27 protein-coding genes, 1 tRNA gene and 1 pseudogene are annotated in these 22831 nt (G+C 69.5%); 10 read left to right on the top strand and 19 right to left on the bottom strand.

Annotation, left to right across the window (positions count from 1 at the left end; translation table 11 throughout):
• Positions 1–357 precede the first annotated feature (357 nt).
• The 9 genes and pseudogenes from ABD716_RS00005 to ABD716_RS00045 form a co-directional block, all read right to left on the bottom strand.
• Positions 358–852: pseudogene (locus ABD716_RS00005) on the bottom strand (hypothetical protein); the annotation flags it as partial.
• Positions 853–864: 12 nt separating this feature from the next.
• Positions 865–1026, bottom strand: a complete 162-nt coding sequence (locus ABD716_RS00010; protein ID WP_344772489.1) for a hypothetical protein — start codon at positions 1024–1026, stop codon at positions 865–867.
• 158 nt (positions 1027–1184) lie between these two features.
• The gene (rplA, locus tag ABD716_RS00015) at positions 1185–1874 is read right to left on the bottom strand and encodes a 50S ribosomal protein L1 (RefSeq protein ID WP_344772491.1); all 690 of its coding nucleotides are present in this window, start codon (positions 1872–1874) and stop codon (positions 1185–1187) included.
• Between the two features lie 68 nt (positions 1875–1942).
• Positions 1943–2374, bottom strand: coding sequence for a 50S ribosomal protein L11 (rplK, locus tag ABD716_RS00020; protein ID WP_344772493.1), 432 nt, complete (start codon positions 2372–2374; stop codon positions 1943–1945).
• Positions 2375–2491: 117 nt separating this feature from the next.
• Entirely contained in the window at positions 2492–3430 is a 939-nt protein-coding gene (gene nusG / locus ABD716_RS00025; protein WP_344772495.1) for a transcription termination/antitermination protein NusG, read from the bottom strand.
• A gap of 64 nt (positions 3431–3494) precedes the next feature.
• On the bottom strand, positions 3495–3773 hold the full coding sequence (gene secE, locus ABD716_RS00030) for a preprotein translocase subunit SecE (RefSeq protein ID WP_344772497.1): 279 nt from the start codon (positions 3771–3773) through the stop codon (positions 3495–3497).
• 41 nt (positions 3774–3814) lie between these two features.
• Positions 3815–3887, bottom strand: a tRNA-Trp gene (locus ABD716_RS00035).
• A 138-nt stretch (positions 3888–4025) separates the two neighbouring features.
• Complete coding sequence (locus ABD716_RS00040; RefSeq protein WP_344772499.1) at positions 4026–4682, bottom strand: LuxR C-terminal-related transcriptional regulator; 657 nt, start codon at positions 4680–4682, stop codon at positions 4026–4028.
• Entirely contained in the window at positions 4679–5683 is a 1005-nt protein-coding gene (locus tag ABD716_RS00045) for an ATP-binding protein (RefSeq protein ID WP_344772501.1), read from the bottom strand. Before ABD716_RS00045 ends, ABD716_RS00040 begins: the two co-directional genes overlap by 4 nt.
• A 114-nt stretch (positions 5684–5797) precedes the next feature.
• Between ABD716_RS00045 and ABD716_RS00050 the strand changes: the two genes are divergently transcribed.
• Together ABD716_RS00050 and ABD716_RS00055 are read left to right on the top strand one after the other, a co-directional pair.
• A complete protein-coding gene (locus ABD716_RS00050; protein WP_344772503.1) occupies positions 5798–7357 on the top strand; it encodes a PspC domain-containing protein in 1560 nt (519 codons plus the stop codon).
• A gap of 11 nt (positions 7358–7368) precedes the next feature.
• Positions 7369–7752 (top strand): hypothetical protein, encoded by a 384-nt coding sequence (locus tag ABD716_RS00055; protein WP_344772505.1) that lies wholly within the window; start codon positions 7369–7371, stop codon positions 7750–7752.
• Here the strand turns inward: ABD716_RS00055 and ABD716_RS00060 are convergent.
• Genes ABD716_RS00060 through ABD716_RS00070 form a run of 3 tightly spaced genes read right to left on the bottom strand, consistent with a single transcriptional unit; the run spans position 7742 to position 9691 of the window.
• Positions 7742–8821 carry a UDP-N-acetylmuramate dehydrogenase gene (locus ABD716_RS00060; RefSeq protein WP_344772507.1) on the bottom strand — a complete coding sequence of 360 codons (1080 nt, stop codon included), beginning with the start codon at positions 8819–8821 and terminating at the stop codon, positions 7742–7744. The two genes, ABD716_RS00055 and ABD716_RS00060, sit on opposite strands and share 11 nt — an antisense overlap.
• Complete coding sequence (locus ABD716_RS00065; protein WP_344772509.1) at positions 8818–9243, bottom strand: MaoC family dehydratase; 426 nt, start codon at positions 9241–9243, stop codon at positions 8818–8820. The genes ABD716_RS00060 and ABD716_RS00065 overlap by 4 nt, the downstream gene beginning before the upstream one ends.
• A gap of 1 nt (position 9244) precedes the next feature.
• Complete coding sequence (locus tag ABD716_RS00070) at positions 9245–9691, bottom strand: FAS1-like dehydratase domain-containing protein (protein WP_344772511.1); 447 nt, start codon at positions 9689–9691, stop codon at positions 9245–9247.
• 219 nt (positions 9692–9910) lie between these two features.
• Between ABD716_RS00070 and acuR the strand changes: the two genes are divergently transcribed.
• The 3 genes from acuR to ABD716_RS00085 are packed head-to-tail and all read left to right on the top strand — an operon-like array spanning position 9911 to position 11638.
• Positions 9911–10549, top strand: coding sequence for an acrylate utilization transcriptional regulator AcuR (gene acuR, locus ABD716_RS00075; protein ID WP_344772513.1), 639 nt, complete (start codon positions 9911–9913; stop codon positions 10547–10549).
• A gap of 60 nt (positions 10550–10609) precedes the next feature.
• The gene (locus tag ABD716_RS00080; protein WP_344772515.1) at positions 10610–11251 is read left to right on the top strand and encodes an SDR family oxidoreductase; all 642 of its coding nucleotides are present in this window, start codon (positions 10610–10612) and stop codon (positions 11249–11251) included.
• A 21-nt stretch (positions 11252–11272) separates the two neighbouring features.
• Positions 11273–11638 carry a DUF2255 family protein gene (locus ABD716_RS00085; RefSeq protein ID WP_344772517.1) on the top strand — a complete coding sequence of 122 codons (366 nt, stop codon included), beginning with the start codon at positions 11273–11275 and terminating at the stop codon, positions 11636–11638.
• Between the two features lie 67 nt (positions 11639–11705).
• On the opposite strand, the gene ABD716_RS00090 is transcribed toward ABD716_RS00085, so the two are convergent.
• Complete coding sequence (locus tag ABD716_RS00090) at positions 11706–12290, bottom strand: TetR/AcrR family transcriptional regulator (protein ID WP_344772519.1); 585 nt, start codon at positions 12288–12290, stop codon at positions 11706–11708.
• Between the two features lie 159 nt (positions 12291–12449).
• On the opposite strand from ABD716_RS00090, the gene ABD716_RS00095 reads away from it, so the two are divergent.
• From ABD716_RS00095 to ABD716_RS00105, 3 genes are all read left to right on the top strand, one after another.
• Entirely contained in the window at positions 12450–13346 is an 897-nt protein-coding gene (locus tag ABD716_RS00095) for an SDR family oxidoreductase (protein WP_344772521.1), read from the top strand.
• Positions 13347–13416: 70 nt separating this feature from the next.
• On the top strand, positions 13417–14229 hold the full coding sequence (locus ABD716_RS00100) for a siderophore-interacting protein (RefSeq protein ID WP_344772523.1): 813 nt from the start codon (positions 13417–13419) through the stop codon (positions 14227–14229).
• Positions 14226–15737 carry an MFS transporter gene (locus ABD716_RS00105; RefSeq protein ID WP_344772525.1) on the top strand — a complete coding sequence of 504 codons (1512 nt, stop codon included), beginning with the start codon at positions 14226–14228 and terminating at the stop codon, positions 15735–15737. The genes ABD716_RS00100 and ABD716_RS00105 overlap by 4 nt, the downstream gene beginning before the upstream one ends.
• Positions 15738–15839: 102 nt before the next feature.
• Here the strand turns inward: ABD716_RS00105 and ABD716_RS00110 are convergent, their stop codons facing one another.
• From ABD716_RS00110 to ABD716_RS00125, 4 genes are all read right to left on the bottom strand, one after another.
• Positions 15840–15974, bottom strand: coding sequence for a hypothetical protein (locus ABD716_RS00110; protein WP_344772527.1), 135 nt, complete (start codon positions 15972–15974; stop codon positions 15840–15842).
• A gap of 311 nt (positions 15975–16285) precedes the next feature.
• Complete coding sequence (locus ABD716_RS00115) at positions 16286–16918, bottom strand: CE1759 family FMN reductase (protein WP_344772529.1); 633 nt, start codon at positions 16916–16918, stop codon at positions 16286–16288.
• 83 nt (positions 16919–17001) lie between these two features.
• The gene (locus ABD716_RS00120) at positions 17002–18165 is read right to left on the bottom strand and encodes an LLM class flavin-dependent oxidoreductase (RefSeq protein WP_344772942.1); all 1164 of its coding nucleotides are present in this window, start codon (positions 18163–18165) and stop codon (positions 17002–17004) included.
• A gap of 138 nt (positions 18166–18303) precedes the next feature.
• A complete protein-coding gene (locus ABD716_RS00125; RefSeq protein ID WP_344772531.1) occupies positions 18304–19074 on the bottom strand; it encodes an AraC family transcriptional regulator in 771 nt (256 codons plus the stop codon).
• 94 nt (positions 19075–19168) lie between these two features.
• Here ABD716_RS00125 and ABD716_RS00130 point away from each other — a divergent pair, with 94 nt between their 5' ends.
• Complete coding sequence (locus ABD716_RS00130; RefSeq protein WP_344772533.1) at positions 19169–19957, top strand: TSUP family transporter; 789 nt, start codon at positions 19169–19171, stop codon at positions 19955–19957.
• Here ABD716_RS00130 and ABD716_RS00135 read toward each other — a convergent pair.
• The gene (locus ABD716_RS00135; RefSeq protein ID WP_344772535.1) at positions 19920–21368 is read right to left on the bottom strand and encodes a DHA2 family efflux MFS transporter permease subunit; all 1449 of its coding nucleotides are present in this window, start codon (positions 21366–21368) and stop codon (positions 19920–19922) included. The two genes, ABD716_RS00130 and ABD716_RS00135, sit on opposite strands and share 38 nt — an antisense overlap.
• A 63-nt stretch (positions 21369–21431) precedes the next feature.
• Between ABD716_RS00135 and ABD716_RS00140 the strand changes: the two genes are divergently transcribed.
• Positions 21432–21869 (top strand): MarR family winged helix-turn-helix transcriptional regulator, encoded by a 438-nt coding sequence (locus ABD716_RS00140; RefSeq protein WP_344772537.1) that lies wholly within the window; start codon positions 21432–21434, stop codon positions 21867–21869.
• A 1-nt stretch (position 21870) separates the two neighbouring features.
• Here the strand turns inward: ABD716_RS00140 and ABD716_RS00145 are convergent, their stop codons facing one another.
• Positions 21871–22746, bottom strand: coding sequence for an NmrA family NAD(P)-binding protein (locus tag ABD716_RS00145; RefSeq protein WP_344772539.1), 876 nt, complete (start codon positions 22744–22746; stop codon positions 21871–21873).
• Between the last annotated feature and the right edge of the window lie 85 nt (positions 22747–22831).

Here is a 22831-nt window from a genome sequence, read left to right on the forward strand (position 1 = left end):
GTGCCAGGGAAATTGGCATTGACAATGTGCACGCTGTTGAGTTCTCAAGGACCGTACGCACCCGGATTCAGCCGACCGGAATCCGGCCGGATTCGCTCCGGGGCAACTTGTCTATCTTAGCAAGCCCGCGGCTCTCGCACCAAATCGGTGCGGGCTCTTGGAAGCTTGAAGATCATCTCCGCTTGAGGCCGGCGAGCTGAGCAGCTCAGCCGCACCTTTGGGGTGATGAGTATTACTTTAGGAGCCCGGTCGAGAGGGCCACAAATCGCGCCTGCAGCCCGGGCGTGTCGCGCGGATTTGCGCGGAAGCTCCCGCCCAGCCGGCCCCTGACGCAGTCAGGCGAGCTCGACCTGCGGCCTAGTCCGACTGCCTGATCGCGGCCTCCAGCCGGGCCACATCGGTTCCGTCGTCACGGACCTCGAACTGCCGCCCCTCGACGAGCACCGTCGGCACGTACCGGAGCGGGGTGCCCGTTCGACCGAGCGTGCGGGAGCTCGCGGCGTCGTTGGCGCGCTGGACCAACTCATTCCAGCGCCCGGACTCGACGGCATCCCTGAGCTCGGCCGACAGGCGCACGCCCTGCGTGCTCGCGATCTCGAGCAGCGCGAAGTCAGTGGGCGCAGGACCCGCCGCATCACGCGGCTGCGCTTCGAGGATCGCGCCATAGACCGCGGGGACCCTGTCGACCTGCCCGCTGTCGGCGATCGCGGCCAGCAGGTTCATCGCTCGCGTCGAGAACCCGGTGACGTCACCGTGCTTGCCGCTGACGTAGTTCACCGGGTGCAGCCGGAAGGTGATCTCGTCGTCGGCGATGAGCGCGGCGAGACGCTCGCGGGTGGCCTCGTCGAAGTGGCGGCAATAGGGTCAGGCGGCGTCGGTGAACAGATCGACCGCGACCGGCCCGGCACCGAAGGCGAATGCATACGAGTCCGTCCCTTGGGGTGCCTCGGCACGCTGCGCAGCGGGAGCCTGCACGGGTTCGGCCACCGGTGAGGCCTGAGAGCAGCCGCCGATGCCGAGCGCCATCGCGACAAGCATCCCGGCCGCCGCGCAGACCCGACGCCGGCAAGGCGCGTACCGCACAGACATTTGTCGCATACAAGCATGTGTCGGTCGAGAGCCTGCCCGCCGCAATATGACGAAAGGCCCGCCGAGTGGCGGGCCTTTCTGAAGGCGCGGTTCGCTTACAGAGCGTTGACGTCGAGCGGGATGCCGGGACCGAAGGTCGTCGAGACGGCGCCCTTCTGGATGTAGCGGCCCTTGGCCGATGCCGGCTTGAGGCGCTGGACCTCATCGACGGCAGCCTTGAAGTTGTCGGCGAGCTGATCGGCGGTGAAGCCGGCCTTGCCCACGACGAAGTGCACGTTGGCGTGCTTGTCGACGCGGAACTCGATCTTGCCGCCCTTGATCTCTTCGACGGCCTTGGCCGGGTTGGGGGTCACGGTTCCGGTCTTCGGGTTCGGCATGAGGCCACGGGGGCCGAGCACCTTGCCCAGGCGACCGACCTTGCCCATGAGCTCGGGGGTCGCGACCGCCGAATCGAACGCCGTGTAACCACCGGCGACCTTCTCGATGAGCTCGTCGCCGCCGACCTCGTCGGCGCCGGCGGCCAGAGCTGCTTCTGCCGCGGGGCCCGTCGCGAAGACGATGACACGTGCCGTCTTGCCCGTGCCGTGCGGCAGGATGACGGTGCCACGCACCATCTGGTCGGCCTTACGAGGGTCGACGCCCAGCTTGAGCGCGACCTCGACGGTCGAGTTGAACTTGGCCGAGCCGGTCTCCTTCGCGAGGTTGACGGCTTCGACCGGCGTGTAGAACTTGCCGGCCTCGATCTTCTCGGCCGCGGCCCGATAGGCCTTGGACTTCTGTGCCATGTCTGGTTCTCCTTGAGAGAGGGTGGTCGTCGCGCCTGGCCGGCGCTGCCACGAAAGTGTGTGAGGGGTTACGCGTCGACGGTGATGCCCATGGAGCGGGCAGTGCCGGCGATGATCTTCTCGGCGGCGTCGAGGTCGTTCGCGTTCAGGTCGACGAGCTTCTCCTGCGCGATGGCACGGACCTGCTCGCGGGTGATCTTGCCCACCTTGTTGGTGTGCGGAACGCCCGAGCCCTTCTGCACGCCTGCGGCCTTCTTGATCAGCTCAGCGGCGGGCGGGGTCTTGAGGACGAACGTGAACGAGCGGTCCTCGTAGACGGTGATCTCGACCGGGATGACGTTGCCGCGCTGCGCCTCGGTGGCGGCGTTGTACGCCTTGCAGAACTCCATGATGTTCACGCCGTGCTGACCCAGCGCGGGGCCGATAGGCGGAGCAGGGTTCGCGGCGCCGGCCTTGATCTGAAGCTTGATCAGACCAGTGACCTTCTTCTTGGGAGCCATTGGTTTCCTTCTTTCTGTTCGAGTGCGCTGGCCATCAGGCGATGGAGCGCGCGCTCTCCCGCGCGGCGGACGCCGGCGGTGGACCGTGGAATCTTAGACGAAGAAGCTGGACGCCTCTTACAGCTTGGTGACCTGGTCGAAGCTGAGCTCGACCGGGGTCTCGCGCTCGAACAGCGAGACGAGCACCGTGAGCTTGCCGCTCTGGGTGTTGATCTCGCTGATGGAGCCGGGCAGGCCCGCGAACGAGCCCTCCTTGATGGTGATCGTCTCGCCGATCTCGAAATCGACCTCGGCGGGGATGGCGCGGGCTGCGGCCTTCTGGCCCTTGGCCCCCGCGCGACCGGCCGGAGCCGCCTCGACCTGGACAAGGCTCTTCAGCATGTCGAACGCCTCGTTGAAGCGCAGCGGCGTCGGGTTGTGCGCGTTGCCGACGAATCCGGTCACACCGGGCGTGTGCCGCACGACCGACCAGCTGTCTTCGTTGAGGTCCATGCGAACGAGGACGTAGCCGGGGATGCGCACACGGGTGACCATCTTCCGCTGGCCGTTCTTGATCTCGACCACGTCTTCCATCGGGACCTCGATCTGGAAGATATAGTCCTGCATGTCCATCGACTGGATGCGGTTCTCGAGGTTCGACTTCACCCGACGCTCGAAGCCGGCGTACGAGTGGATGACGTACCACTTGCCGGGCTTCATGCGCAGCTCGGTCTTGAACGCCTCGTACGGGTCGACCTCGGCCTCGGCCTCGGCTTCCTCGTCGGCGTCCTCAAGCGCGTTGACGACGGCCTCAGCGTCTTCCGAGGTGGGAACCTCGAGAGCCTCGTCGACGACCTCGTCGGCCTCGGGGTCGGAGGCCTCGGCGATCGCATCGAGCACTGCGTCGAGGTCAACGCCGTCGCCGTCAGCACCACTCACGTGCAGGGCACCGTGCTCGGCGGCATCCACATCGGCCTCGTCGACCGCGTTGATGCTGCCCGTCTGCGCCTCGTCGTCTTCAGCCGACTGCTCTGCGGCGGTCGCCCAATCGACGTCTTCGCGCTCACTCTTAGCCACTGCTCACCAATCCATTTCTGTTACTCGGCCTGCACGCACCAGCGACAGACCGTCTGACCCGTGATCAGGAACCGGTACCGGAACCGAAGGCCAGCAGCACGAGCCAGCCGAACAGCTGGTCGAGGCCGAACACCAGCGCCATCATGATGATCACGAAGATCAGCACCACGCCGGTGTAGCTGAACAGCTCGCCCCGCGTCGGGGTGACCACCTTGCGGAGCTCGCCCACGACCTGACGGAAGAACAGAGCGAGGCGCGCGAAGGGGTTGCGGCGCTCAGCGCGCTGTCTCTTCGCAATCGCTACGACGTCCTCGCTGGGCTCGTCGATGACTTTTCGGGCCACTCAGCTCACCTTTCACGGGCCGACACATCAGCGCCGGCTTGCAGGGCGGACAGGACTCGAACCTGCAACCTGCGGTTTTGGAGACCGCTGCTCTACCAATTGAGCCACCGCCCTATGGGCTGAAATCTCTCTTCCAGACCGAGAACGCACGACCGGGATGATCATGAATTCGGGCACGGGAAAGCTTGGCAGATTTCAACTACCTCGGACAGTTTAGGCGAGGCATGAGGGGGGCGCAAAACGACCAGTGCCTCACAGCAGCCTGCGCTCGAGCGCCCACGCCGTCAGCTCGTGCCGCGAAGACAGCTGGAGCTTGCGCAGCACGGCGGAGACGTGGGTCTCGACGGTCTTGATCGAGATGAACAGCTCTGCAGCGACCTCTTTATAGGAGTAGCCCCGAGCGATGAGCCGCATGACCTCGCGCTCGCGCGCGGAGAGCCGGTCGAGCTCTTCGTCGGTCTGCGCCTGCTCGCCGGCTGCGGCGCCGAAGGCGTCGAGCACGAACCCTGCAAGACGCGGGGAGAAGACGGCATCCCCACCGGCGACGGTGACGACCGCGGCACTCACCTCGGCGCCGGAACTGCCCTTCGTGATGTAGCCGCGCGCGCCGGCCCGGATGACGCCGACCACGTCTTCGGCGGAGTCGCTGACGCTCAGCGCGAGGAAGCGCGTGGCCGGCGCCGCCGGGGCCGCCCTGCGGATCACCTCTGCGCCGCCCCCGCCTGCGCCGCCGGGGAGGTGGACGTCGAGCAGGACGACCTGGGGCTGGTGCTCGCTCACCGCGAGAACGGCGCCGTCGACGTCGCCCGCCTCGCCGATGACGCGCACGCGGTCGTCGAGGTCGGCGCGCAGACCGGAGCGGAAGATCGAATGGTCGTCGACGACCACGACGGTGACCGGCTCGCTCACGTCTCGTCCCTTCGTTGCCCGTCGAAGTGCAGGTGCACTTCCGTGCCCACACCGCCCGCGCCCGGGCCGACGACGGCGGAGCCGCCCGCGCGGCGCATGCGGCCGATGATCGACTCTCGCACCCCGAGGCGGTGCTCCGGAACCTGCGCGGGCTCGAAACCCGGGCCGCGGTCGCGGACGAAGACGTCGGCGCCGGACTCGGAGCCCTCGATGTAGACCGACACGTCGCCGCCGGCGTGGCGCGCGGCGTTCAGCATCGCCTCGCGGCACGCCGCCGCGAGCTCGCCGCTCGAGCGCTCGGTGCTCTGCCCGACCGCGACCACGTCGAAGCGCACGGGGTAATCGAGCTCGAGGGCGGCGGCGTAGTCCTTGAGGTCGGTGGCGAGGTCGCTGTCTGCGGTGCCGACGCCGGCGTAGAGCCACTCGCGCAGCTCGCGCTCCTGAGCGCGGGCGATGCGCGCGACCTCGCTCGACGCACCCGCACGGTTCTGGATCAGGGCGAGCGTCTGCAGCACGGAGTCGTGCAGGTGAGCGGCCATCTCTGCGCGCTCCTCTTCGCGGACGCGCTTCGTGCGCTCGGCCATGAGCTCCTGCCAGAGCCGGATCGCCCACGGCCCGAAGACGCCGACCGCCGCGAGGAGCACGGCGAGGGTGAAGAGGAGGCCGGAGACGACCCCGCCTGCACGTTCCCAGACGAGCAGCAGGACGAGGGCGGCGACGAGGCAGGCGACCACCCCGACCCAGCGCAGAGGGATGCGGTGCCTCACGGGAGGCGCCGCGGCACCGGCATCCGCCACCGGGTCCTCGACGGGCACCGTCGCCCACAGCCAGGCATAGAAGAGGACGCCCGCTCCACCGAGCAGGCTCGTCGCGACGAAGAGCCAGCGCACCGCCGCGACCGACCAGCCGAGGTGACGCGACAGGCCGACGCTGACCCCGCCGACCACGCAATCGCGCGGGCGCAGCAATGGCACGCGGCGCGGGGCGGGAATCGAGCTCATGCAGGAATCAAACCATTGCGGAACGCACCCTGAGCCGCGTGCGGCGCGTATTTCAGGGTGCGGTCAGGGCAGTCCCGCATGGTCACGGGGACTTCCCGGCGGGACCATCGAAGTGTGACGAACCAGACCTCGACCCCGACCCCGCCGCCGAACGCCGAGCGGCCCGAATCCAACCGATTCTTCGCCTGGCTGCGCGGCCTCGGCGTGGTGCGCGCCGACGGGTGGATCGGCGGCGTGTGCGGCGGCATCGCCCTGCGCACCGGCCTGGACCCCCTGATCGTGCGCGGCGTCGCGGTCGTCGTCGCCATTCTCGGCGGGCCGGCCCTCTTCTTCTACGCGGCGGCCTGGCTGCTGCTGCCGGACACGCACGGCGAGATCCACCTCGAGCGGATGCTGCGCGGCGTGTTCGACGCGCCGCTGATCGCGATCGGCATCCTTGTGGTGCTCACCTTCATTCCGTTCTCGCACGGGGTGTGGTGGGTCGGCGACAACCTCTCCGACTCCGCATGGTGGATCGCGGCCCCGGCCGTCGTGCTGCGCGTCCTGTGGAACCTCGCCATCATCGGCGCCATCGTGTGGTTCGTCGTGTGGCTCGTCGGCAGGGTGCGCAACACGCCTCGCGGCGAGCGCCCGAACTGGACCCGGCCATCCCAGGCGCACCACGGGCAGCAGGCGCAACAGGCGCAGCAGGAGCAGCAGGCGCAGCGCAGCGCCCCGCCCACGGCGGAGACGCCGTCGGCGCAGGCATCCGCTCAGCCGAGTCAGGACGAGCCTCCGGCGGCTCCTGCCGCGCCCGGTGCGGGCGCGCCCAAAGACGACGTGACCGAGTGGCGCGAGCGCTACGCCGCCTGGCGCGAGCAGCATCGCGCCTGGCAGGAACAGCAGCGTGCACAGCTGCGCTCGGCGCGCGACGTGCGCAGCGCAGAAGTGCGCGCGAGGTCGCAGGAGCTCGTCGCGCAGCTCGAGCAGAAGCGGCTTGCGCGCCGCGCCGCGAACCCGCGCGCCGCGGGCTGGCTGGTCGCGCTCGTGCTCGGGGTTGCGCTGATCGGCGGGGGCATCGCGGGCATCGTGGCGGCCGGGGACTCGGACCTCGCACGGTACGCGGCGCCGATCGGCATGGCCGTGGCGCTCGCGGTCATCGGCCTGGGCATGGTGGTGGCCGGCGCCGCACGGCGCCGCAGCGGCGCGCTCGCGTTCTTCGCCATCGTGACGCTCATCATCGGCCTCGGCTCCTTCGGCTGGCCCGTGCACGACGCGCCCGTCGGATACACCCAGTTGCGCGCCGACCGCGACGTGAGCTTCACCCAGTTCGCCGGTCAGGTCGAGATCGACGCGGCCGCCGGAGACCTGGACGCGAGCGGCACGCGCGAGATCGAGATCGACCAGACGTTCGGAGCGGTCGCCGTCTACCTCGGCGACGGCGTGAAGGCGCGGGTCGAGGTGACCAGCACGGACTCGGACGTGCACAGCTATGAGCGCCGTGACGGCATCATGGCGCAGCAGGGCGAGCTGCGGGCGAGCTCCCCGGACAGCCGCGCGGCCGTCACGCGCAGCTGGGACAACACGCACGGCGGCACGGCCGACCTCGTCGTCGACATCAGGCAGGGGCACGGCGGCATCTACATCTACCAGGGCGGCGAGCGCCCGAACAGCGGCCACGGCTATCTCGACTGAGGAACAGAGACATGAGCGACGAGAAGAACGCAGAGCAGACCGACAAGCTGGGCGAGCTGTTCACGGCAGAGACGGATGCCGGGGAAACCGGCGCCACGGCACCGTTGCCCGAAGCCGAGCCGGCCTGGCTGGCCGGGCGGCAGCAGCAGCGCCCCCTGCGAACCACGCCCCGCGTGCGCTGGGCCGGAATCATCTGGGGCCTGGTCTTCGCCGCCGGCGGCTGGTGCACCGTCTGGACTCTGCTCGAGCCGGACCGGCGCGCCGCGTTCCGCAACTGGATCCTGTCGCTCGACGACGGCGGATGGGCGATCGTCGGGGCGCTGGCCCTCGGCGCTCTGCTGCTGCTGATCGGCCTAAGCCAGGGGCTGAAGGCCGCCACGCGCTCTAGAGGATGACGGGCTCGGGCTGCAGGTTGATGCCGAAGTCGCTCGAGACCCGCGCCTGAATGAAGGTGGCGAGCTGGACGATCTCGGCCGCCGTCGCTCCCCCGCGATTCGTGAGCGCGAGGGTGTGCTTGCCGGAGACCGCAGCTCGGGAGCCCGGCAGCGCGAAGCCGCGGCCGATTCCGCTGTGCTCGATCAGCCAGGCGGCGCTGAGCTTCACGAGCACGGGGCCCTCATCGGGTTGATCGGCCACGGGCCAGCGGGGCGCGTCGCCCGGGAGGCTGCGCGCGAACGCCTCGGGAACGATCGGGTTCGTGAAGAAGGAGCCTGCACTGAAGGTGTCGGCGTCGAGCGGGTCGAGCACCATGCCCTTCGAGCGGCGCAGTGCGAGCACGGCCTCACGCGCATCGCCGAGCGGCACCCTCGTGCCGACGTCGACCCCGAGGGCGGCGGCGAGCTGGCCGTAGGCGACGGGGGAACCGAGGGCTGAGGCATCCGCCCCCATCATGGTCAGCCTGAGTTCGACGGCCGTGATCAGCCCCTGATAGCCGTGCTTGAAGATCGAATCGCGGTAGCCGAGTTTCAGATCGGATGCCGCAAGCCGGCGCACCTCGAGCGACTCGGCGTCGAGCACGTCGACGGCGACGAGCGCTGAGCCGACCTCCTGCCCGTAGGCACCGACGTTCTGCACGGGAACCGCGCCCGTCGAGCCGGGGATGCCGCTGAGCGCCTCGATGCCCGCCCAGCCGTTCGCGACCGCGTGGGCGACGACCTCGTCCCACGGCTCGCCGGCCTGGACACGCAGCCGCACCTCGCCCTCGGGCGCTTCGATCCGGTCGATTCCGCGGGTCGCGACGTGCAGCACGGTTCCGGGGAAGCCATCGTCGGGCGCAACCGTGTTGGAGCCGCCGCCGAGGATCAGCCACGGCTCGTCCTGCGACCAGAGCTCGCGAGCCGTCTCGACCAGCTCGCTCTCGCTCGCCGGCGCGAAGTACGCCTCGGAGGCGCCCCCGACGCGCAGCGTCGTCAATGCGGACAGCGCCGGGATCGCGCCGGGGGTCGGTGCCGCCTGCTCGCTCACAGGCGGACGAGGGCCTGGGCCTTGCCGAGCACCGTCTGCTCGCCGACCGTCACGGTCAGGTCGATGCGCGCCTGCCCGGCCTCGGTGTCGAGCTTGCCGACCTTGGCCACGACGAGGACCTCGGCGCCTGACTCGGGGTCGACGACGACGGGGCGCGTGAAGCGCACCTGGTAGTCGAGGATGCGGCCGGGATCGCCGACCCAGTCGGAGACGGGCTGGACGGCGAGGCCCATCGTGAGCATGCCGTGGGCGAGCACGCCGGGCAGCCCGACCGAGACCGCCACGTCGTCGCGGTAGTGGATCGGGTTGAAGTCGCCCGAGGCGCCGGCGTAGCGCACGAGCGAGTCGCGCGTCAGCGGGAAGGCGGCTTCGGCGACGACGTCGCCGACGGCAAGGGTGCCGAGGTCGGTGCTGCCGGTCATGTCAGTCCTCCGCTCGCACGACAAGGGTCGAGATGGCCGTGACGACGCGCTCCCCCGAGGCATCCGCCACCACGGTCTCGGCCGTGACCATCGAATTGCCCGCCAGTGTCTTCACACCCGTCACCGTCAGCCGGCCCGTGAGCTCGTCGCCCGCGACGATCGGGCGCGTGTAGCTGAAGCGCTGGTCGCCGTGGACGACGCGGCTGAAGTCGATGCCGGCGTCGGGTTCGGCGAGCAGTCGGTCGAGCGTGAGCTGCTGGATCACGATGGGGAACGTCGGCGGCGCGACGACATCACGATAGCCGGCGGCCTGGGCCGCAGCCGGATCGAGGTTGATCGGGTTCGTCGCGAAGACGGCACGGGAGAACTCACGGATCTTCTCGCGGCCCACCAGATAGGGCGCCGTCGGCTCGAGCGCACGGCCCACGATGTCGGGATTGATCGGCACCCGAAAAGCCTAACGGTGCGCACATTCGCTTCATGCGCGAGGTCGAGCTCACGGCAGGGCTGGTGCGCGCCCCTCCGGGCGCTGGTCGCGAGAGTTCCGTAGCCGATGCGCTCGCTCGCCGAGGAGCTGGGCTGCGACAAGTCCTACATCACACAGGTGCACGACAGCGCGGTGCGGGCGTGCATAGACATTTAGAGACGATCGGTCTAAATTAGGCGCATGACCGAAGCCGCGACTGTCCGGCGCCGCGGGCGCCCACCGAAGATTCCGCGCGAGCATGGGGACACGCGCGAGATGCTGCTGCGGTGCGGCGTGGAGCTCCTGACCGCGCAGGGGTTGGGGTCAACCGGCATTGAGACAGTGCTCAAGCGCGTGGGCGTGCCGAAGGGCTCGTTCTACCACTACTTCGAGAGCAAGGACGCGTTTGGCCTCGAGGTGCTGCGGCGATATGCCGACTACTTCGCACGAAAGCTCGATCACTGGCTGTTGGAGGAAGATCAGCCGCCGCTTGAGCGTGTGGCTCGCTTCGTCGAGGACGCGAAGACCGGCATGGCGAAGTACGACTTCGAGCGAGGGTGCCTCGTCGGGAACCTCGGCCAGGAAGTCGCAACGCTTGCTGCCGACTTTCGCGGTGCCCTCGAGGATGTTCTCAGCGATTGGGAACGTCGGCTCGCCGCGTGCCTTGAATTGGCGGTGCGCGACGGCTCCTTGCCGCCCGGCACCGACTGCGAGCGGCTCGCCGCGTTCTTTTGGATCGGATGGGAGGGCGCAGTGCTGCGCGCCAAGCTCGCCCGTGACACCCGCCCCCTTGACGTGTTCATCGCAGGTTTCCTCACGGGCATCCAGAACAGGAACTGAGAACAAGTGCCCGCCATCGCTCAACGTGGGCGAGGCGCCGCATAGAAGAGGGGTAAGACAATGACGAAGATCGCAGTGCTCGGCGCCGGAGGGCAGATCGCGAAGCTCGCGATCCGGCAATTGCTCGGAAGCGGGATGGACGAATTGACGCTCTACCTCCGGCATCCGAAGAAGGTCTCGGATCTCGCGAACGAGCAGGTGAGCGTGACCGTCGGTGACGTGCTCGACGAAAGTCTGCTGACGCAGACAGTGCGCGGGCAGGACGTCGTCTACGCCAACCTCGGCGGGTCCGACATCGAGGCCCAGGCGCGGACCGTCGTCTCCGCCCTGGACGCCGCCGGGGTCACCAGGCTCATCTGGATCTCAACCTTGGGAATCTATGACGAGGTTCCCGGCGCATTCGGGGCATGGAACCACTCGATGCTCAACGGCGGCTATCTCGAGACCTACGCGGCCGCGGCCGCCGTCATCGAAGCATCCGATCTCGACTACACGATCGTGCGGCCAGCCTGGTTGACCAACAAAGACGAGGTCGACTACGAGCTCACGCAGAAGGGAGAGCCGTTCAAGGGCACCGAAGTCTCCCGCAAGAGCGTCGCAGACCTCGTGGTCCAGCTCGTGCGCGACCCTACTCGCGAGATGCGTGCCTCGATCGGTGTCAACAAGCCCGGCACCAACGGCCCCAAGCCTTCCTGGTACTGACGAGATCACGGAGACACGGGAATGACCTGGACAACCGCCGAAGTGGCGACCATCGGCGCCACCGAAGAAATACTCATCACCACTCCCCACGCCGACGGCACGCCGCGCAGATGGGTGCCGATCTGGGTGGTGGAGTCCGACGGCGAGCTCTTCGTCCGCTCGGCATACGGCAGCACGGCGGCCTGGTATCGGCACGCACTCGCGAGCGGCGCTCGCGTGCGCGTCGGCACAGTGGAATACCCCGTCACCCTCGAACCGGTTCAGGGCGCCAATACCCGGATCGACGAGGGCTACCGGCGAAAGTACGCGAGGCAACCGAGCTCGATGCAACAGATGATCGGCCCGGTCGCCGCGCCGACCACCGCGAGATTGATAAGGGCCACATAGCGCGACAGTGGCGAGCGGGGGCGCGTCAGTGGCGAGCGGGGGCGCGTCAGTGGCGAGCGGGGGCGCGTCAGCCGACAGGGATGTCTGCCGCGATGCGCAGGAACTCGCGCACCAGTTCGCGCGCGTCGAGGTCACGAGACTCGCGGCCGCTGAGGACCCAGAAGAACACAGGACCGACCAGCAGCGCCGTCGCCTGCGCCATAGGCAGCTTCCTATCAGCTTCGGGGATCGCGCGCATGATGACCAGCTCGGCACTCTCGCCGAGCACGTCCGCGTCCGCGAGGAGCTCTCCGACAGCCTTGTCGTGCTGTGCCTCGCCGATCAGCGCGCGGTACGCCGCGCCGGCGTCTGAACGCGAGAGGAAGCCGATCAGCGCCTCGACGTAGGCCGCGAGGTCATCCACCGGGTCGTCGTGCGCCGCCACCGAGAGCTCCTTCCGCGCGTCGATCGCGCTGGCCTCGAGCAGGATCTCGGCCTTCGTCGACCACCACCGGTAGACGGTCTGGCGGGAGACGCCGGCGCGTTCCGCGATGCCCTTCAACGTGACGGCCCCATAGCCCAGTTCGACCACGAGGTCATCGACGGCGTGCAGTACGGCGGCGCGCGCCTCCTCACTACGCGGACGGCCCGGCCTGCCGTGCTCGCTGACCATATCGTCCCCTCTGCCGACTCCTCGCCGACGCAGCTCGCCGACGACTCGATCGTACATTACGAGACACGGTGAACCGTTATGTGCTAGCGTTTCGGTACACCATGACTCGAAAGTCGGTTCCGCCGACGTTATGCCCGAGAGGGCGGAAAGGAGACCGCGATGCGCGTCTTCGTGACAGGTTCCACCGGCTGGATCGGATCGGCCACCGTCGATGAGCTGCTGCAGAACGGCCACGAGGTCCTCGGGCTCGCGCGTTCCGACGCCGGGGCGTCGAAGCTCAAGGCGAAGGGCGCCGCCGTGCTGCGCGGCGACCTCGACACCCCGGCGGTCTTCGGCGCGGGTGCGCGCGACGCCGACGCCGTCGTCCATCTGGCCAACAAGCATGACTGGGCGGACCCCGAGGGCAACGACCGTGTGCAGCTCAGCGCCGTCGAGGCGATCCTCGAGGCGCTCGACGGCTCGGCGAAGCCGTTTGTGATCTCCAACGGCCTCTCCGGCATCGTCGACGGCCGGCCCGTGCTCGAAACGGACGCCTCTCCCGCGGTCGGCCCCGACTCCGACCGCGCGGGCACCGAGAACCTCGCCCTCGAGGCGGTCTCGCGCGGCATCCGCTCTATTGCGGTGCGGTTCGCGCCCACCGTGCACGGGCGCGGCGACTGGGGCTTCGTGAACTGGCTGGCCGCCGCCGCACGCAAGCAGGGTGTGTCCGGCTATATCGGCAACGGCAGTGCGGAGTGGTCGGCCGTGCACGTGACGGATGCCGCCCGCCTCATCCGCCTCGGACTCGAGAGTGGCGCAGCCGGCACCCGCATGCACGCGGTCGCCGAGCAGAGCATCTCGACGAAGGCGATTGCCGAGGCGCTCGGCGAGGCGCTCGGCCTGCCGGTCACCTCGATCGACCCCGCGGACGCCGGTGAACACTTCGGCGTCGTCGGGCACTTCTTCGGCCAGACCATGACCGGATCCAGCGAGCTCACCCGCGAGCGCCTCGGCTGGCAGCCCACGGGCCCCGGCCTCGTCGAGGACATCCTCGCCGGCGCGTACAGCGCCGACTGAACCACCCACTGACACCCGTGGTGTCGCCGGCGCCCCGTTGTGGACGCCGGTGACACCGCGCAGGAGGACCATGAACACCACCCCCACTCGCGAGGCGAGCCGCCACCCGTACCCGCCGAGGCTGCGCACCCTCAGCGTCATCAGCAGCGAGCCGCTGTCGCCGACGATGCGGCGCTTCGTGTTCGCCGGCGGCGAGCTCGAGCCCGAGTTCCCCTTCGTGCCGCTCGCCACGGGCATGCACGTGAAGGTCGTCGTCCCGCAGGAGGACACGGGCCGGCTCGAGATGCCGACGCTCGGTGAACACGGCCTGATCGCACCGGAGGGCGCCCGGCTCGCGATCCGCGACTACAGCGTGCGCGGATTCGACGCCGAAACGCGCCTGCTCACGATCGACTTCGTGCTGCACGACCACGGACCGGCCGGGCGCTGGGCGATCGGCGCGCGCAACGGATCCCGTCTCGGCATCCTCGGCCCGCGCGGCTACACGATCTACCCGAACGGCTTCGAGCGCTACGTGCTCGGTGCCGACGAGACCGCCCTGCCCGCCCTCGAGCGCTGGATCGAGGAGACCCCAGCCGGCGCCCGCATCGACGCCTTCGTCGCAGGGCCCGCCGAGAGCCGCCGGCCGCTGCCCAGCCACCCCAAGCTGAGCCTGCACTGGATCGCGGGCACCGGCAGCACCCCGCTCGTCGACGCCCTCACCGCCGCCGCACCGGCCGGCGACGGCCGCACCTATCTCTGGGCCGCCGGCGAAGCCGGCATCGTCGCACCGCTGCGCCGTCACCTGCAGGGCGCAGGGTTCGCGCGCACCGAGTTCGACGTCTCCGGCTACTGGCGGCTCGGCCTCGCCGGCAGCGGCGAGCACGCGGAGGAACGGGCATGACCACGGCCGCCTCCGACCTGACCGCGCCGGCCGCCCCCACCGAGCGGGGGGCGCGTCGCCGCGAGCTGCTGGTGCTCGCCGCGGTGTGCGTCAGCACGATCCTCGTGATGGGCCTCGTCGCCGCGATCAACCTCGCCGTGCCGATGCTCACCGCAAGTCCCCTCCACCCGAGCGCAGCGCAGCTGCTGTGGATCATCGACGCCTATGTGCTGGTCTTCGCGTGCCTCGTGATTCCCGGCGGGGCGGTCGGCGACCGCTTCGGCCGCAAGGGTGCCCTGGCGGCGGGTCTCGTCGTGTTCGCGGCCGGCGCCGCACTCACGGCGATGGCGCCGAGCATCGGCATCCTGCTCGCCGGACGCGTCGTCACCGGGCTGGGCGCCGCGCTGGTTCTACCCAACTGCGTCGGCGTGCTCGTGCACGCGACCGCGGCCCCGCGCCGCGGCGGAGCTCTCGCCGTCTGGGGCGCGATCTCGGGCCTCGGTGGCCTGTTCGGCAACCTCGGCGGCGGCGCGCTGCTGCAGAGCGGCCACTGGCAGCTGCTGTTCTGGGTGATCTCACCGCTCGCGCTCGCCTGCGCGATCTGGGTGCTCGCGGGCGTCTCGCGCAGCGATCGCAGTCCGCGCTCGCTCGACCCGGCCGGCACGGCGCTGCTCGTGCTCGCGACCGTCGCGCTGCTGATCGGCATCATCGAAGGCCCCGAAGAGGGCTGGGGCAGCACCCTCGTCGCCGGCGCCTTCGCACTCAGCGCCGTCGTGTGGGCGGTGTGGATCCTGGTCGAGCTGCGGGTCAGGCATCCGCTGCTCGACCCCCGCCTGTTCCGCATCCCGCTGCTCACGGCGGCGAGCCTCGGCATGTTCGTCACCTTCTTCGGCAGCTTCGGCCTCTTCTACGTGAACGCATCGCTGCTCGAATACGGGCGCGGCTTCTCGGTGCTCGGCACGGGCTTCGCGATCCTGCCGATGGTGCTGCCCCTCGCGATCGGCGCGCGCTTCGTACCCGCACTGGCACGACGCATCGGCCTCACCCTCACGCTGATGTTCGCGTTCCTCTTCATCGGCGTCGGACTGTTCGGGCTGTCGTCGGCGACGCACGCGCCGTATGCGGTCTACGCGCTCTGGCTCGTCCTCGTCGGCTGCGGCTTCGCGCTCGCGATGCCGACGCTCACGATGGAGCTCACCTCGGCGCTGCCCGCGCACCAAGCCGGCGTCGGCGGCGGGCTGCAATCCGCCACGCGCGAGCTCGGCAGCGCCCTCGGCGTCGCCGTCGTCGGCACCGTGCTGACCGCGGTGTTCTCCGCCGCGCTGCCACCCGCCGCGCAAGGGCAGCACACCCTCGCCGCCGCACTCGCCGTCGCGCCCGGCAGCCACGCCCAGATCGTCGACGCGTTCATCACCGGGGCGGATGCCGCACTCCGCGTCGCCGGAGCAGCGACCCTCGTCGCGGGCGCCGTCGTGCTGCTCATCGCCTGGCGCGCGGGGCGAGCTGCGGGCGCGGATGGGCGGTTCTGAGGAAGGAGCCCGACGGAGGATCGATCACCCGGCGCAGCGTTCCGCAGCTTAAACAGAAGAGCCCCGGCCGTTACGACCGGGGCTCTTCGAAGATTGGTTGCCTTACTGGCAGCTGTCGCACTGCAGCAGGTCCATCGGGTCGACGGGAACCGCGTAACCGCCGACGGTGTCGTTGCTCTCGTAGTCCATGGTTGCCCCCTCGAATCGAAGCTCTGTGCCGAGGACTCTTGGTGCCAAGAGGACCTCTTCCGCGTTTGCGGTAGGAACACTATATATCCGGAATTACACGAATGTCATGCCACTAGATGTGGTGTTTCCCGGATTTTTCTCTCCACACTCTTCAACACAGATTGCCCACACTTTCATCCACATCCAGGATCCGCAGAACCACTGACATTCCGGGCGGTTATGCACAGAGAAGCGCCGCTGCGGATTCCACATCCACAGCGGCGCTTCTCGGCGTGTCGCGGGTCTCCATTCGGCTTCGCCGAGTCGACCAGCGGGGGCGCCGCGCTTCGCCGAGTCGACCAGCGGGGGCGGCGCGGGGGCTACTCGGCGGAGAATCCGCCTGTCACCGAGAACGAGCCGTCCAGCGCGAACGGGTCCGCGATGCGGCTCGAGCGATCGGTGACCGCGACGCGCGCCGCGAACTCGCGGCCGGCGCGAGCGATCCGGTCGGGCAGGCTCGGCAGCGAGGCATCCGCCTGCCCCGCCCAGTCCTCGGTCGCGGCGTATACGCCGGTCGGCAGGACGTCGGCGTGCATATAGGTGAGGACCGGGCGCATCGCGTAGTCGAGCACCTGCGAGTGGCGCGGCGACCCGCCGGTCGCTCCGATGAGCGTCGGAAGGCCGGTCAGGGCGCTCGGCTCGATGACGTCGAGGAACGACTTGAAGAGGCCGTTGAACGACGCATTGAAGACCGGCGTCACGATGATCAGTCCGTCGGCCGCTGCGACGGTCTCGATCACCTCGGCGAGCTTCGGGCTGGGGAATCCGGTCACCAGGTTGTTGGTCACGTCCTTGGCCGTGTCGCGCAATTCGAAGACGGATGCCTGCACATCGGTTCCGAACTCGTCGCGCAGCGCCTCGATCGCCGCGGCCGACAGGCGGTCGGCGAGCATGCGCGTCGAGGACGGAGCGCCGACACCGGCGGCGACGACGGCGAGATTGCGGGTTGTCATGGGGAGTCCTTTCAAGAGGAGAAGGTCTGGTCTCGATACGTGCTGCGCGCTACTCGACCCGGCGGATACGGTCGCTGCGCGAGCTACTCGACCACCGGCACCGCGGCGTCCTGATACGGAGAACCGTTGGTGAGGTTGTCGCCGCGGTTCGCGCCGGGGCGGAACTCGCGGGCCCCGCCGGCCGCCTCGACGAGTGCGGCGTGGTTCGGCGCATCCGGCACACCCGGCGCACGGCGCGCGTCGAGCTCCTTCCGGAGCACGGGAATGACCTCTTCGCCGAGCAGGTCGAGCTGCTTGAGGACGGCAGACAGCGGCAGTCCGGCGTGGTCCATGAGGAACAGCTGGCGCTGATAGTCGCCGACGTACTCACGGAATCCGAGCACCTTGTCGATGACCTCCTGCGGGCTGCCGACGGCCAGCGGCGTCTGCTCGCTGAACTCCTCGAGGGTCGGGCCGTGGCCATAGACCGGCGCGTTGTCGAAGTAGGGGCGGAACTCGCGCTTCGCGTCCTGCGAGTTCTTGGCCAGGTAGATCTGGCCCCCGAGCCCGACGATCGCGTCCTTCTCGTCGCCGTGGCCGTAGTGCGCGAAGCGCTGGCGGTACAGCGCGATCATGCGCTGGGTGTGGGATGCCGGCCAGAAGATGTGGTTCGCGAAGAATCCGTCGCCGTAGTAGGCGGCCTGCTCGGCGATCTCGGGGCTGCGGATCGAGCCGTGCCACACGAACGGCGGCACGCCGTCGAGCGGCCGGGGCGTCGAGGTGAAGCCCTGCAGCGGGGTGCGGAAGTGGCCTTCCCAGTCGACGACGTCCTCGCGCCAGAGGCGGTGCAAGAGCGCGTAGTTCTCGATCGCGAGCTGGATGCCCGAGCGGATGTCCTTGCCGAACCACGGGTACACCGGCCCGGTGTTCCCGCGGCCGAGCATGACGTCGACGCGACCGTCGGCGACGTGCTGCAGCATCGCGAAGTCCTCGGCGATCTTCACGGGGTCGTTCGTCGTGATCAGCGTGGTCGCGGTCGAGACGATCAGCCGCTCGGTCTGCGCGGCGATCGCCGCGAGCAGTGTCGTGGGCGACGACGAGAAGAACGGCGGGTTGTGGTGCTCGCCGATGGCGTAGACATCCATGCCGACCTCTTCGGTCTTCTTCGCGATCGCGATGGCCGCCTTGATGCGCTCGGCCTCGCTGGGGGTGACGCCCGTGGTCGGGTCCGGGGTGATGTCACTGACCGAGAAGATCCCGAACTGCATTGCTGAAGAGGACATGTGCCGTCGCTTCCGTTCGTCCCGTGGGCGGTTCCTGCGCCGCCCCATTTCCATACGTTTGCATGGAACCAGGCAGAGAATCCGCTTATTCCCTTCCCACTCGAGCGAGGCGCATCGGCTCGCTCAGCGACGGCCGGGGCCGCGGAACCGCGACGGCGGCCGGCCGAGCAGGCGCGTGAAGTGGGCGGTGAATGCGGAGGGTGACGAGTAGCCGAGTCGGGCGGCGACTTCCGTCACGGTGCCGGTGCGCAGCAGGGGCAGGCTGGCGAGAAGGCGGGCGCGGGCACGCCACGCCGCCGGGCTCATGCCGGTGGCTTCCGCGAAGCGACGGTCGAGCGTGCGCTCGCTCATTGCCGCCCGGCGCGCCCATTCCGCATTCGTGACCGTCACGTCGGGGTCTGCGAGGTAGCTGCGGCAGAGCGCGCGGAGCGGCTCGCCCGAGGGGAGCGTCAGCGCCAGGGGAAGCGGAGAGACGGTCTGGAGCTCGCGGAGGATGAGCTGGACGAGCGCCCCGTCGCGGCCCGCGAGGTCATAGTCCGCCTCGAGCTCGTTCGCGGCGCGGAGCAGTTCGCGAAGGAGCGGCCCGACGTCGACGACGGTGCACGACGCGGGCCACCACGGCACAGCCTGCGGCTCGATGTAGAGGCTCCAGGTGGTCACGCCGAGCATGCGGACCTCGTGTGCGGTGCGTGGCGGAATGAGGACGGCCCGGTCGGCCGGGACGGTCCACGCGCCGTCGTCGGTCTCCACCAGCATCACGCCGCGCGCGCCATAGAGCAGCTGCGCGCGCCGGTGCTCGTGCCGGGCCAGCAGATGGTCCGGCGGGTAGTCGGTGCCGATCGGAAGCACGTCGACGGCCAGATGGTCGTAATCGGCGACGGACACGTTCCGCATCGCTCCAGGGTATGGCGCTGTTGCGAAGGTTTCTGCCGAACCTTCGACTGCGCGTCAAGCCGCGCGCGGCTGTGCTGGGAGCGTGACGTTTTTCATGCTTCTCACCGTGGGGGTCGTCGTCGGCGTGACGACCGCGCTCTTCGGCTTCGGCGGCGGTTTCGTCACCGTGCCGGTCATCACGGCGGTGGACGCGGGGCTCGGCGGGGATGCGATCCATGCCGCGACCGCGACCTCGGCCGTGGTCATGCTGGTCAACGCCGGATTCGCGACCGCCGCGACCCGGCGCGACGTGCTCATGCGGCTGGGCAGGAGCGCTCCGCTGCTCGTGCTGCTTGCCGCTGGCGGTGCGGCCGGGACGTTGGCCGGCCGATTCGCTCCCGCCTCTCTCGTGCGCTGGGGCTTCGTCGCCTACCTCGCCGTGACGGTGGTCGACGTGCTCGCACGGCCCGGATTCTTCCGCCCGCAGCGCGCTGCCGCCGAAGGGGGCGACGCGCGCGGCACTCGCGGCCTGCGCAGCCGGCTCGGCTTCCCGATCGGGACCGTCGCCGCGTTCCTCGGCGTGGGCGGCAGCGTCATGACCGTCCCGCTCATGCGCCGATCGGGAGAGGCGATGTCGGTGGCGACGTCGCTGGCGAACCCGCTGACCGTGGCCATCGTCGTCCCGGCCGTTGCCCTGTCACTGTCCACGCCCGCGGGCATACCGCACACCACCGGATTCGTCGGCGCTGTCGATATGCGCGCCGCGGCCGCGCTGCTCGCGGGCGCGATGCCCGTGATCCTGCTGCTGCGGCGCCGACCGCCACGGATTCCCGAGACAGCGCACAGCGTGGGCTACCTGCTGCTACTCATCGCCTCAGGAGCCGCGGTCGCGCTACTGGGGTAGGGCGCATCGGCCGGCTCATCGTCGCTGCAGCATCGGCGTCTCTGATCACGAGTGCGACCGCTACCGCGGCCAGTGCCACGGCGGCCGCAGTCAGGAACGCGACGTGGTACGGGAACAGGTCAGCCGACGCGGCGGCCCCCGGTCGCGAGCCGATGAGCGAGCCGACGACCGTCGACAGCAGCGCTACGCCGACGGCGCTGCCGAGCTGCTTGCCCGCGTTGAAGACGGGTGAGGCCCTGCCGGTGTCCGCCCTCGAGATCGTCGCCATGGAGATGGCCTGCGACGGGATGAACACGGCGGCAACACCGAGGCCGAGCACGAAGAGGTCGAGACGCGCCCACCACAGCTGGTCGGCTGCGGTGATGCGAGCCATGAGGGCGAGGCTGAGTGCGATCAGGACCAGCCCGGCAGCCGTCAGGCGCCGCGGGCCGACGCGGGCATACAAGACCCTGCTGACCAGCTGACCGCCGAGCACGACACCGACCGCGGAGCCGATGCTGGTCAGCCCCGAGACGAGGGCTGAGACACCGAGGCCCTCCTGCAGGAAGACGGCGACGAGATAGAGAGCCCCGATGTATGCGACGGAGGCAAGACCGTAGAGCGCGGTGGCGACAGTGAAGAGCCGGTTGCGGAACATCCGCATGTCGATGAGCGGATGCGCCACCCGCAGCTCCACGAAGACGAGCGCCACGAGCATCAGTACGCCTGCGAGCACGGCGGTGAGGACGAGCGGGCTCCCCCAGCCGAGGCTCGCACCTTCGGCCACGCCGGTCATCAGCGCCCCGAGGCCCACGGCAGACAGGACGAGACCCGCGAGATCGAGGCGACCGGGGCGCGGCTGCATGTGCGCGTCGAGGCGCAGCGCGCCCCAGACGAGCGCGGCCAGCCCGATCGGCACATTCACGAAGAACACCAGCCGCCAGGTGGCGTAGCTGGTGAAGACGCCGCCGAGAAGCGGTCCGAGAGCGGGTCCGATCGCGGTGACCAGAGCCAACGTGCCCGAGAGCCGCACGCGCTCGGCGGGCGGGTAGGCGCGGAACAGCATCGCCAGCCCGACGGGCAGCATCACGGCGCCGCCGACGCCCTGCAGCGCACTGAGGGCCACCAGCATCGGGAGGGAGCCGGCGCACCCGCACAGGGCCGAACCGAGCGTGAACAAGCCGATCGCACCGAGCAGCGCCCGCTTGCCTCCGATGCGATCGCCGAGCCAACCGGAAACCGGGATGAACACGGTCAAGGCGAGCAGGTACGCGATGGACACTGCGCCGACCGAGGCGGCCGACACGTCGAAGTCGCGCGCGATCGCCGGCAACGCGACCGTGACGATCGTCGTGTCGAGCACCGACATGAACATCGCCGCGACATAGACGACTGCGACCACGACTCGTTGAGAATCATTCTCATTAGGCATGCGGTCCAGTCTATGGAACCAGTTGAGTCTGTCAACCATATGGGGCGACCGTAAGCTGAGGGCATGCCCCAGGGCACCGATTCGACAGCCGACGCAGCCCGCACCGCATGGCGCCGGATGCGGGAGCTGATCGCCTCCCCCGACATCGTGGGGGCCGAGCACCGCTTCATGAACGAAGTCGGCCTCACGGCGGGACCGGTGCGTGCCCTGCGCGCGCTGCTCACGGGCGGGCCACAGCCGATGCGCGTACTCGCCGACGAGCTCGGCTGCGACAAGTCCTACGTCACGGGCCTGGTCAAACCACTGCTCGCCAAGGAACTCGTGACGCTCGAACCCGACGCATCCGACGGGCGCGTGAAAGTGGTGACACTCACGGAGGCCGGCGCGAATGTCGCCGCGCGCGCCCAGCGCGTGCACGAGACGCCGCCAGAGGCGATCAGCAGCATGGCACCCGAGGCACTGCAGGAGCTCGCGCGCCTGCTCGGCGAGGCATCCGGATGAGCTAGGCGGAGCGCTTCGTGCCGGCCGCCTGGAACGCAGCGGCGTAGTCGCGCGCAAAGGCGTCGATGTCGCGGGCGGGCCGCCCGAGCACGTCGGGCACGGCCGTCGTGACAGCCCGCGCCTCGCCCGCCGCGTAGTGCGCATAGTCCTCGACGAGGCCGTCGAGTTGCCAGGCCGGCACCACCCCGGCCAGCGCCGCGGCGAACGCGTCGGGCGCCACATCGATGAAGCGCACCGGCCGGCCCAGTGCCCGCGTCAGCGCCGCGGCGATCGCTGCATGCCCCAGCGCCTCCGGACCCGTGAGGGTGAGCGTTCCGAGGGGCTCGGTCGCCGTGAGGGCTTCCGCCGCGACCTCGCCGATGTCCCTGGCGTCGATGACGCTGACCGCAGCATCGCCGATCGGCGCAGGCAGCGTGCCGTCGACGGCGATGGGCACCGCCATGGCAAGCAGCCCCTGCATGAACAGATTGGGTCGCAGCGAGGTGCCGCCGATGCCACTGGCGCTCAGATGCTCCTCGACGGCGGCGTGATAGCGCAGGAAGCGCACGGGAGAGTCGGCGCGCGCCGCGAACTGCGAGAGCAGCACGATGTGCTCCACGCCGACAGCCCTGGCCACGTCGATGAATCGGCGCTGCTGGGCTTCGGCCTTCTCCGTCGAGGGACTCACGAGATAGGCGGCGCGGACCCCGCCAAGGGCGCGGCGCAGCGTCTCGGCGTCATCGAACTCCGCGGCAACGGCCTCTGCAGCGGGGTCGGTGATCAGTTCGGGGCGGCGCGTGACGGCGCGGTACCTCACGCCCCGGGCGGAGAGCGCCGCGGCCGTGGCACCACCGGTCGTGCCCGTGACGCCGGTGATGAGCAGTTCGGGTGCAGTCATAGTACAGTCCTTTCACTGATGAGAGTGATCGGTCACTCACTTCGACGGGAAGCGCGATCGGCGTGCTCCTCACCGAGCGGCGCGG

The sequence above is a fragment of the Gryllotalpicola kribbensis genome (assembly GCF_039538245.1).
Lineage (GTDB): Bacteria > Actinomycetota > Actinomycetes > Actinomycetales > Microbacteriaceae > Gryllotalpicola > Gryllotalpicola kribbensis.

What these genes read in the sequence shown, in the direction of transcription:
- ABD716_RS00120 (WP_344772942.1), bottom strand. Translation starts at nt 18,165, where the DNA reads ATGCAGTTCGGGATCTTCTCGGTCAGTGACATCACCCCGGACCCGACC.
- ABD716_RS00045 (WP_344772501.1), bottom strand. Translation starts at nt 5,683, where the DNA reads ATGAGCTCGATTCCCGCCCCGCGCCGCGTGCCATTGCTGCGCCCGCGC.
- ABD716_RS00085 (WP_344772517.1), top strand. Translation starts at nt 11,273, where the DNA reads ATGACCTGGACAACCGCCGAAGTGGCGACCATCGGCGCCACCGAAGAA.
- ABD716_RS00010 (WP_344772489.1), bottom strand. Translation starts at nt 1,026, where the DNA reads ATGGCGCTCGGCATCGGCGGCTGCTCTCAGGCCTCACCGGTGGCCGAA.
- rplK (WP_344772493.1), bottom strand. Translation starts at nt 2,374, where the DNA reads ATGGCTCCCAAGAAGAAGGTCACTGGTCTGATCAAGCTTCAGATCAAG.
- ABD716_RS00115 (WP_344772529.1), bottom strand. Translation starts at nt 16,918, where the DNA reads ATGACAACCCGCAATCTCGCCGTCGTCGCCGCCGGTGTCGGCGCTCCG.
- ABD716_RS00090 (WP_344772519.1), bottom strand. Translation starts at nt 12,290, where the DNA reads ATGGTCAGCGAGCACGGCAGGCCGGGCCGTCCGCGTAGTGAGGAGGCG.
- ABD716_RS00135 (WP_344772535.1), bottom strand. Translation starts at nt 21,368, where the DNA reads ATGCCTAATGAGAATGATTCTCAACGAGTCGTGGTCGCAGTCGTCTAT.
- ABD716_RS00095 (WP_344772521.1), top strand. Translation starts at nt 12,450, where the DNA reads ATGCGCGTCTTCGTGACAGGTTCCACCGGCTGGATCGGATCGGCCACC.
- ABD716_RS00055 (WP_344772505.1), top strand. Translation starts at nt 7,369, where the DNA reads ATGAGCGACGAGAAGAACGCAGAGCAGACCGACAAGCTGGGCGAGCTG.
- ABD716_RS00125 (WP_344772531.1), bottom strand. Translation starts at nt 19,074, where the DNA reads ATGCGGAACGTGTCCGTCGCCGATTACGACCATCTGGCCGTCGACGTG.
- ABD716_RS00130 (WP_344772533.1), top strand. Translation starts at nt 19,169, where the DNA reads ATGCTTCTCACCGTGGGGGTCGTCGTCGGCGTGACGACCGCGCTCTTC.
- ABD716_RS00100 (WP_344772523.1), top strand. Translation starts at nt 13,417, where the DNA reads ATGAACACCACCCCCACTCGCGAGGCGAGCCGCCACCCGTACCCGCCG.
- ABD716_RS00145 (WP_344772539.1), bottom strand. Translation starts at nt 22,746, where the DNA reads ATGACTGCACCCGAACTGCTCATCACCGGCGTCACGGGCACGACCGGT.
- rplA (WP_344772491.1), bottom strand. Translation starts at nt 1,874, where the DNA reads ATGGCACAGAAGTCCAAGGCCTATCGGGCCGCGGCCGAGAAGATCGAG.
- ABD716_RS00105 (WP_344772525.1), top strand. Translation starts at nt 14,226, where the DNA reads ATGACCACGGCCGCCTCCGACCTGACCGCGCCGGCCGCCCCCACCGAG.
- acuR (WP_344772513.1), top strand. Translation starts at nt 9,911, where the DNA reads ATGACCGAAGCCGCGACTGTCCGGCGCCGCGGGCGCCCACCGAAGATT.
- ABD716_RS00140 (WP_344772537.1), top strand. Translation starts at nt 21,432, where the DNA reads ATGCCCCAGGGCACCGATTCGACAGCCGACGCAGCCCGCACCGCATGG.
- ABD716_RS00080 (WP_344772515.1), top strand. Translation starts at nt 10,610, where the DNA reads ATGACGAAGATCGCAGTGCTCGGCGCCGGAGGGCAGATCGCGAAGCTC.
- ABD716_RS00065 (WP_344772509.1), bottom strand. Translation starts at nt 9,243, where the DNA reads ATGACCGGCAGCACCGACCTCGGCACCCTTGCCGTCGGCGACGTCGTC.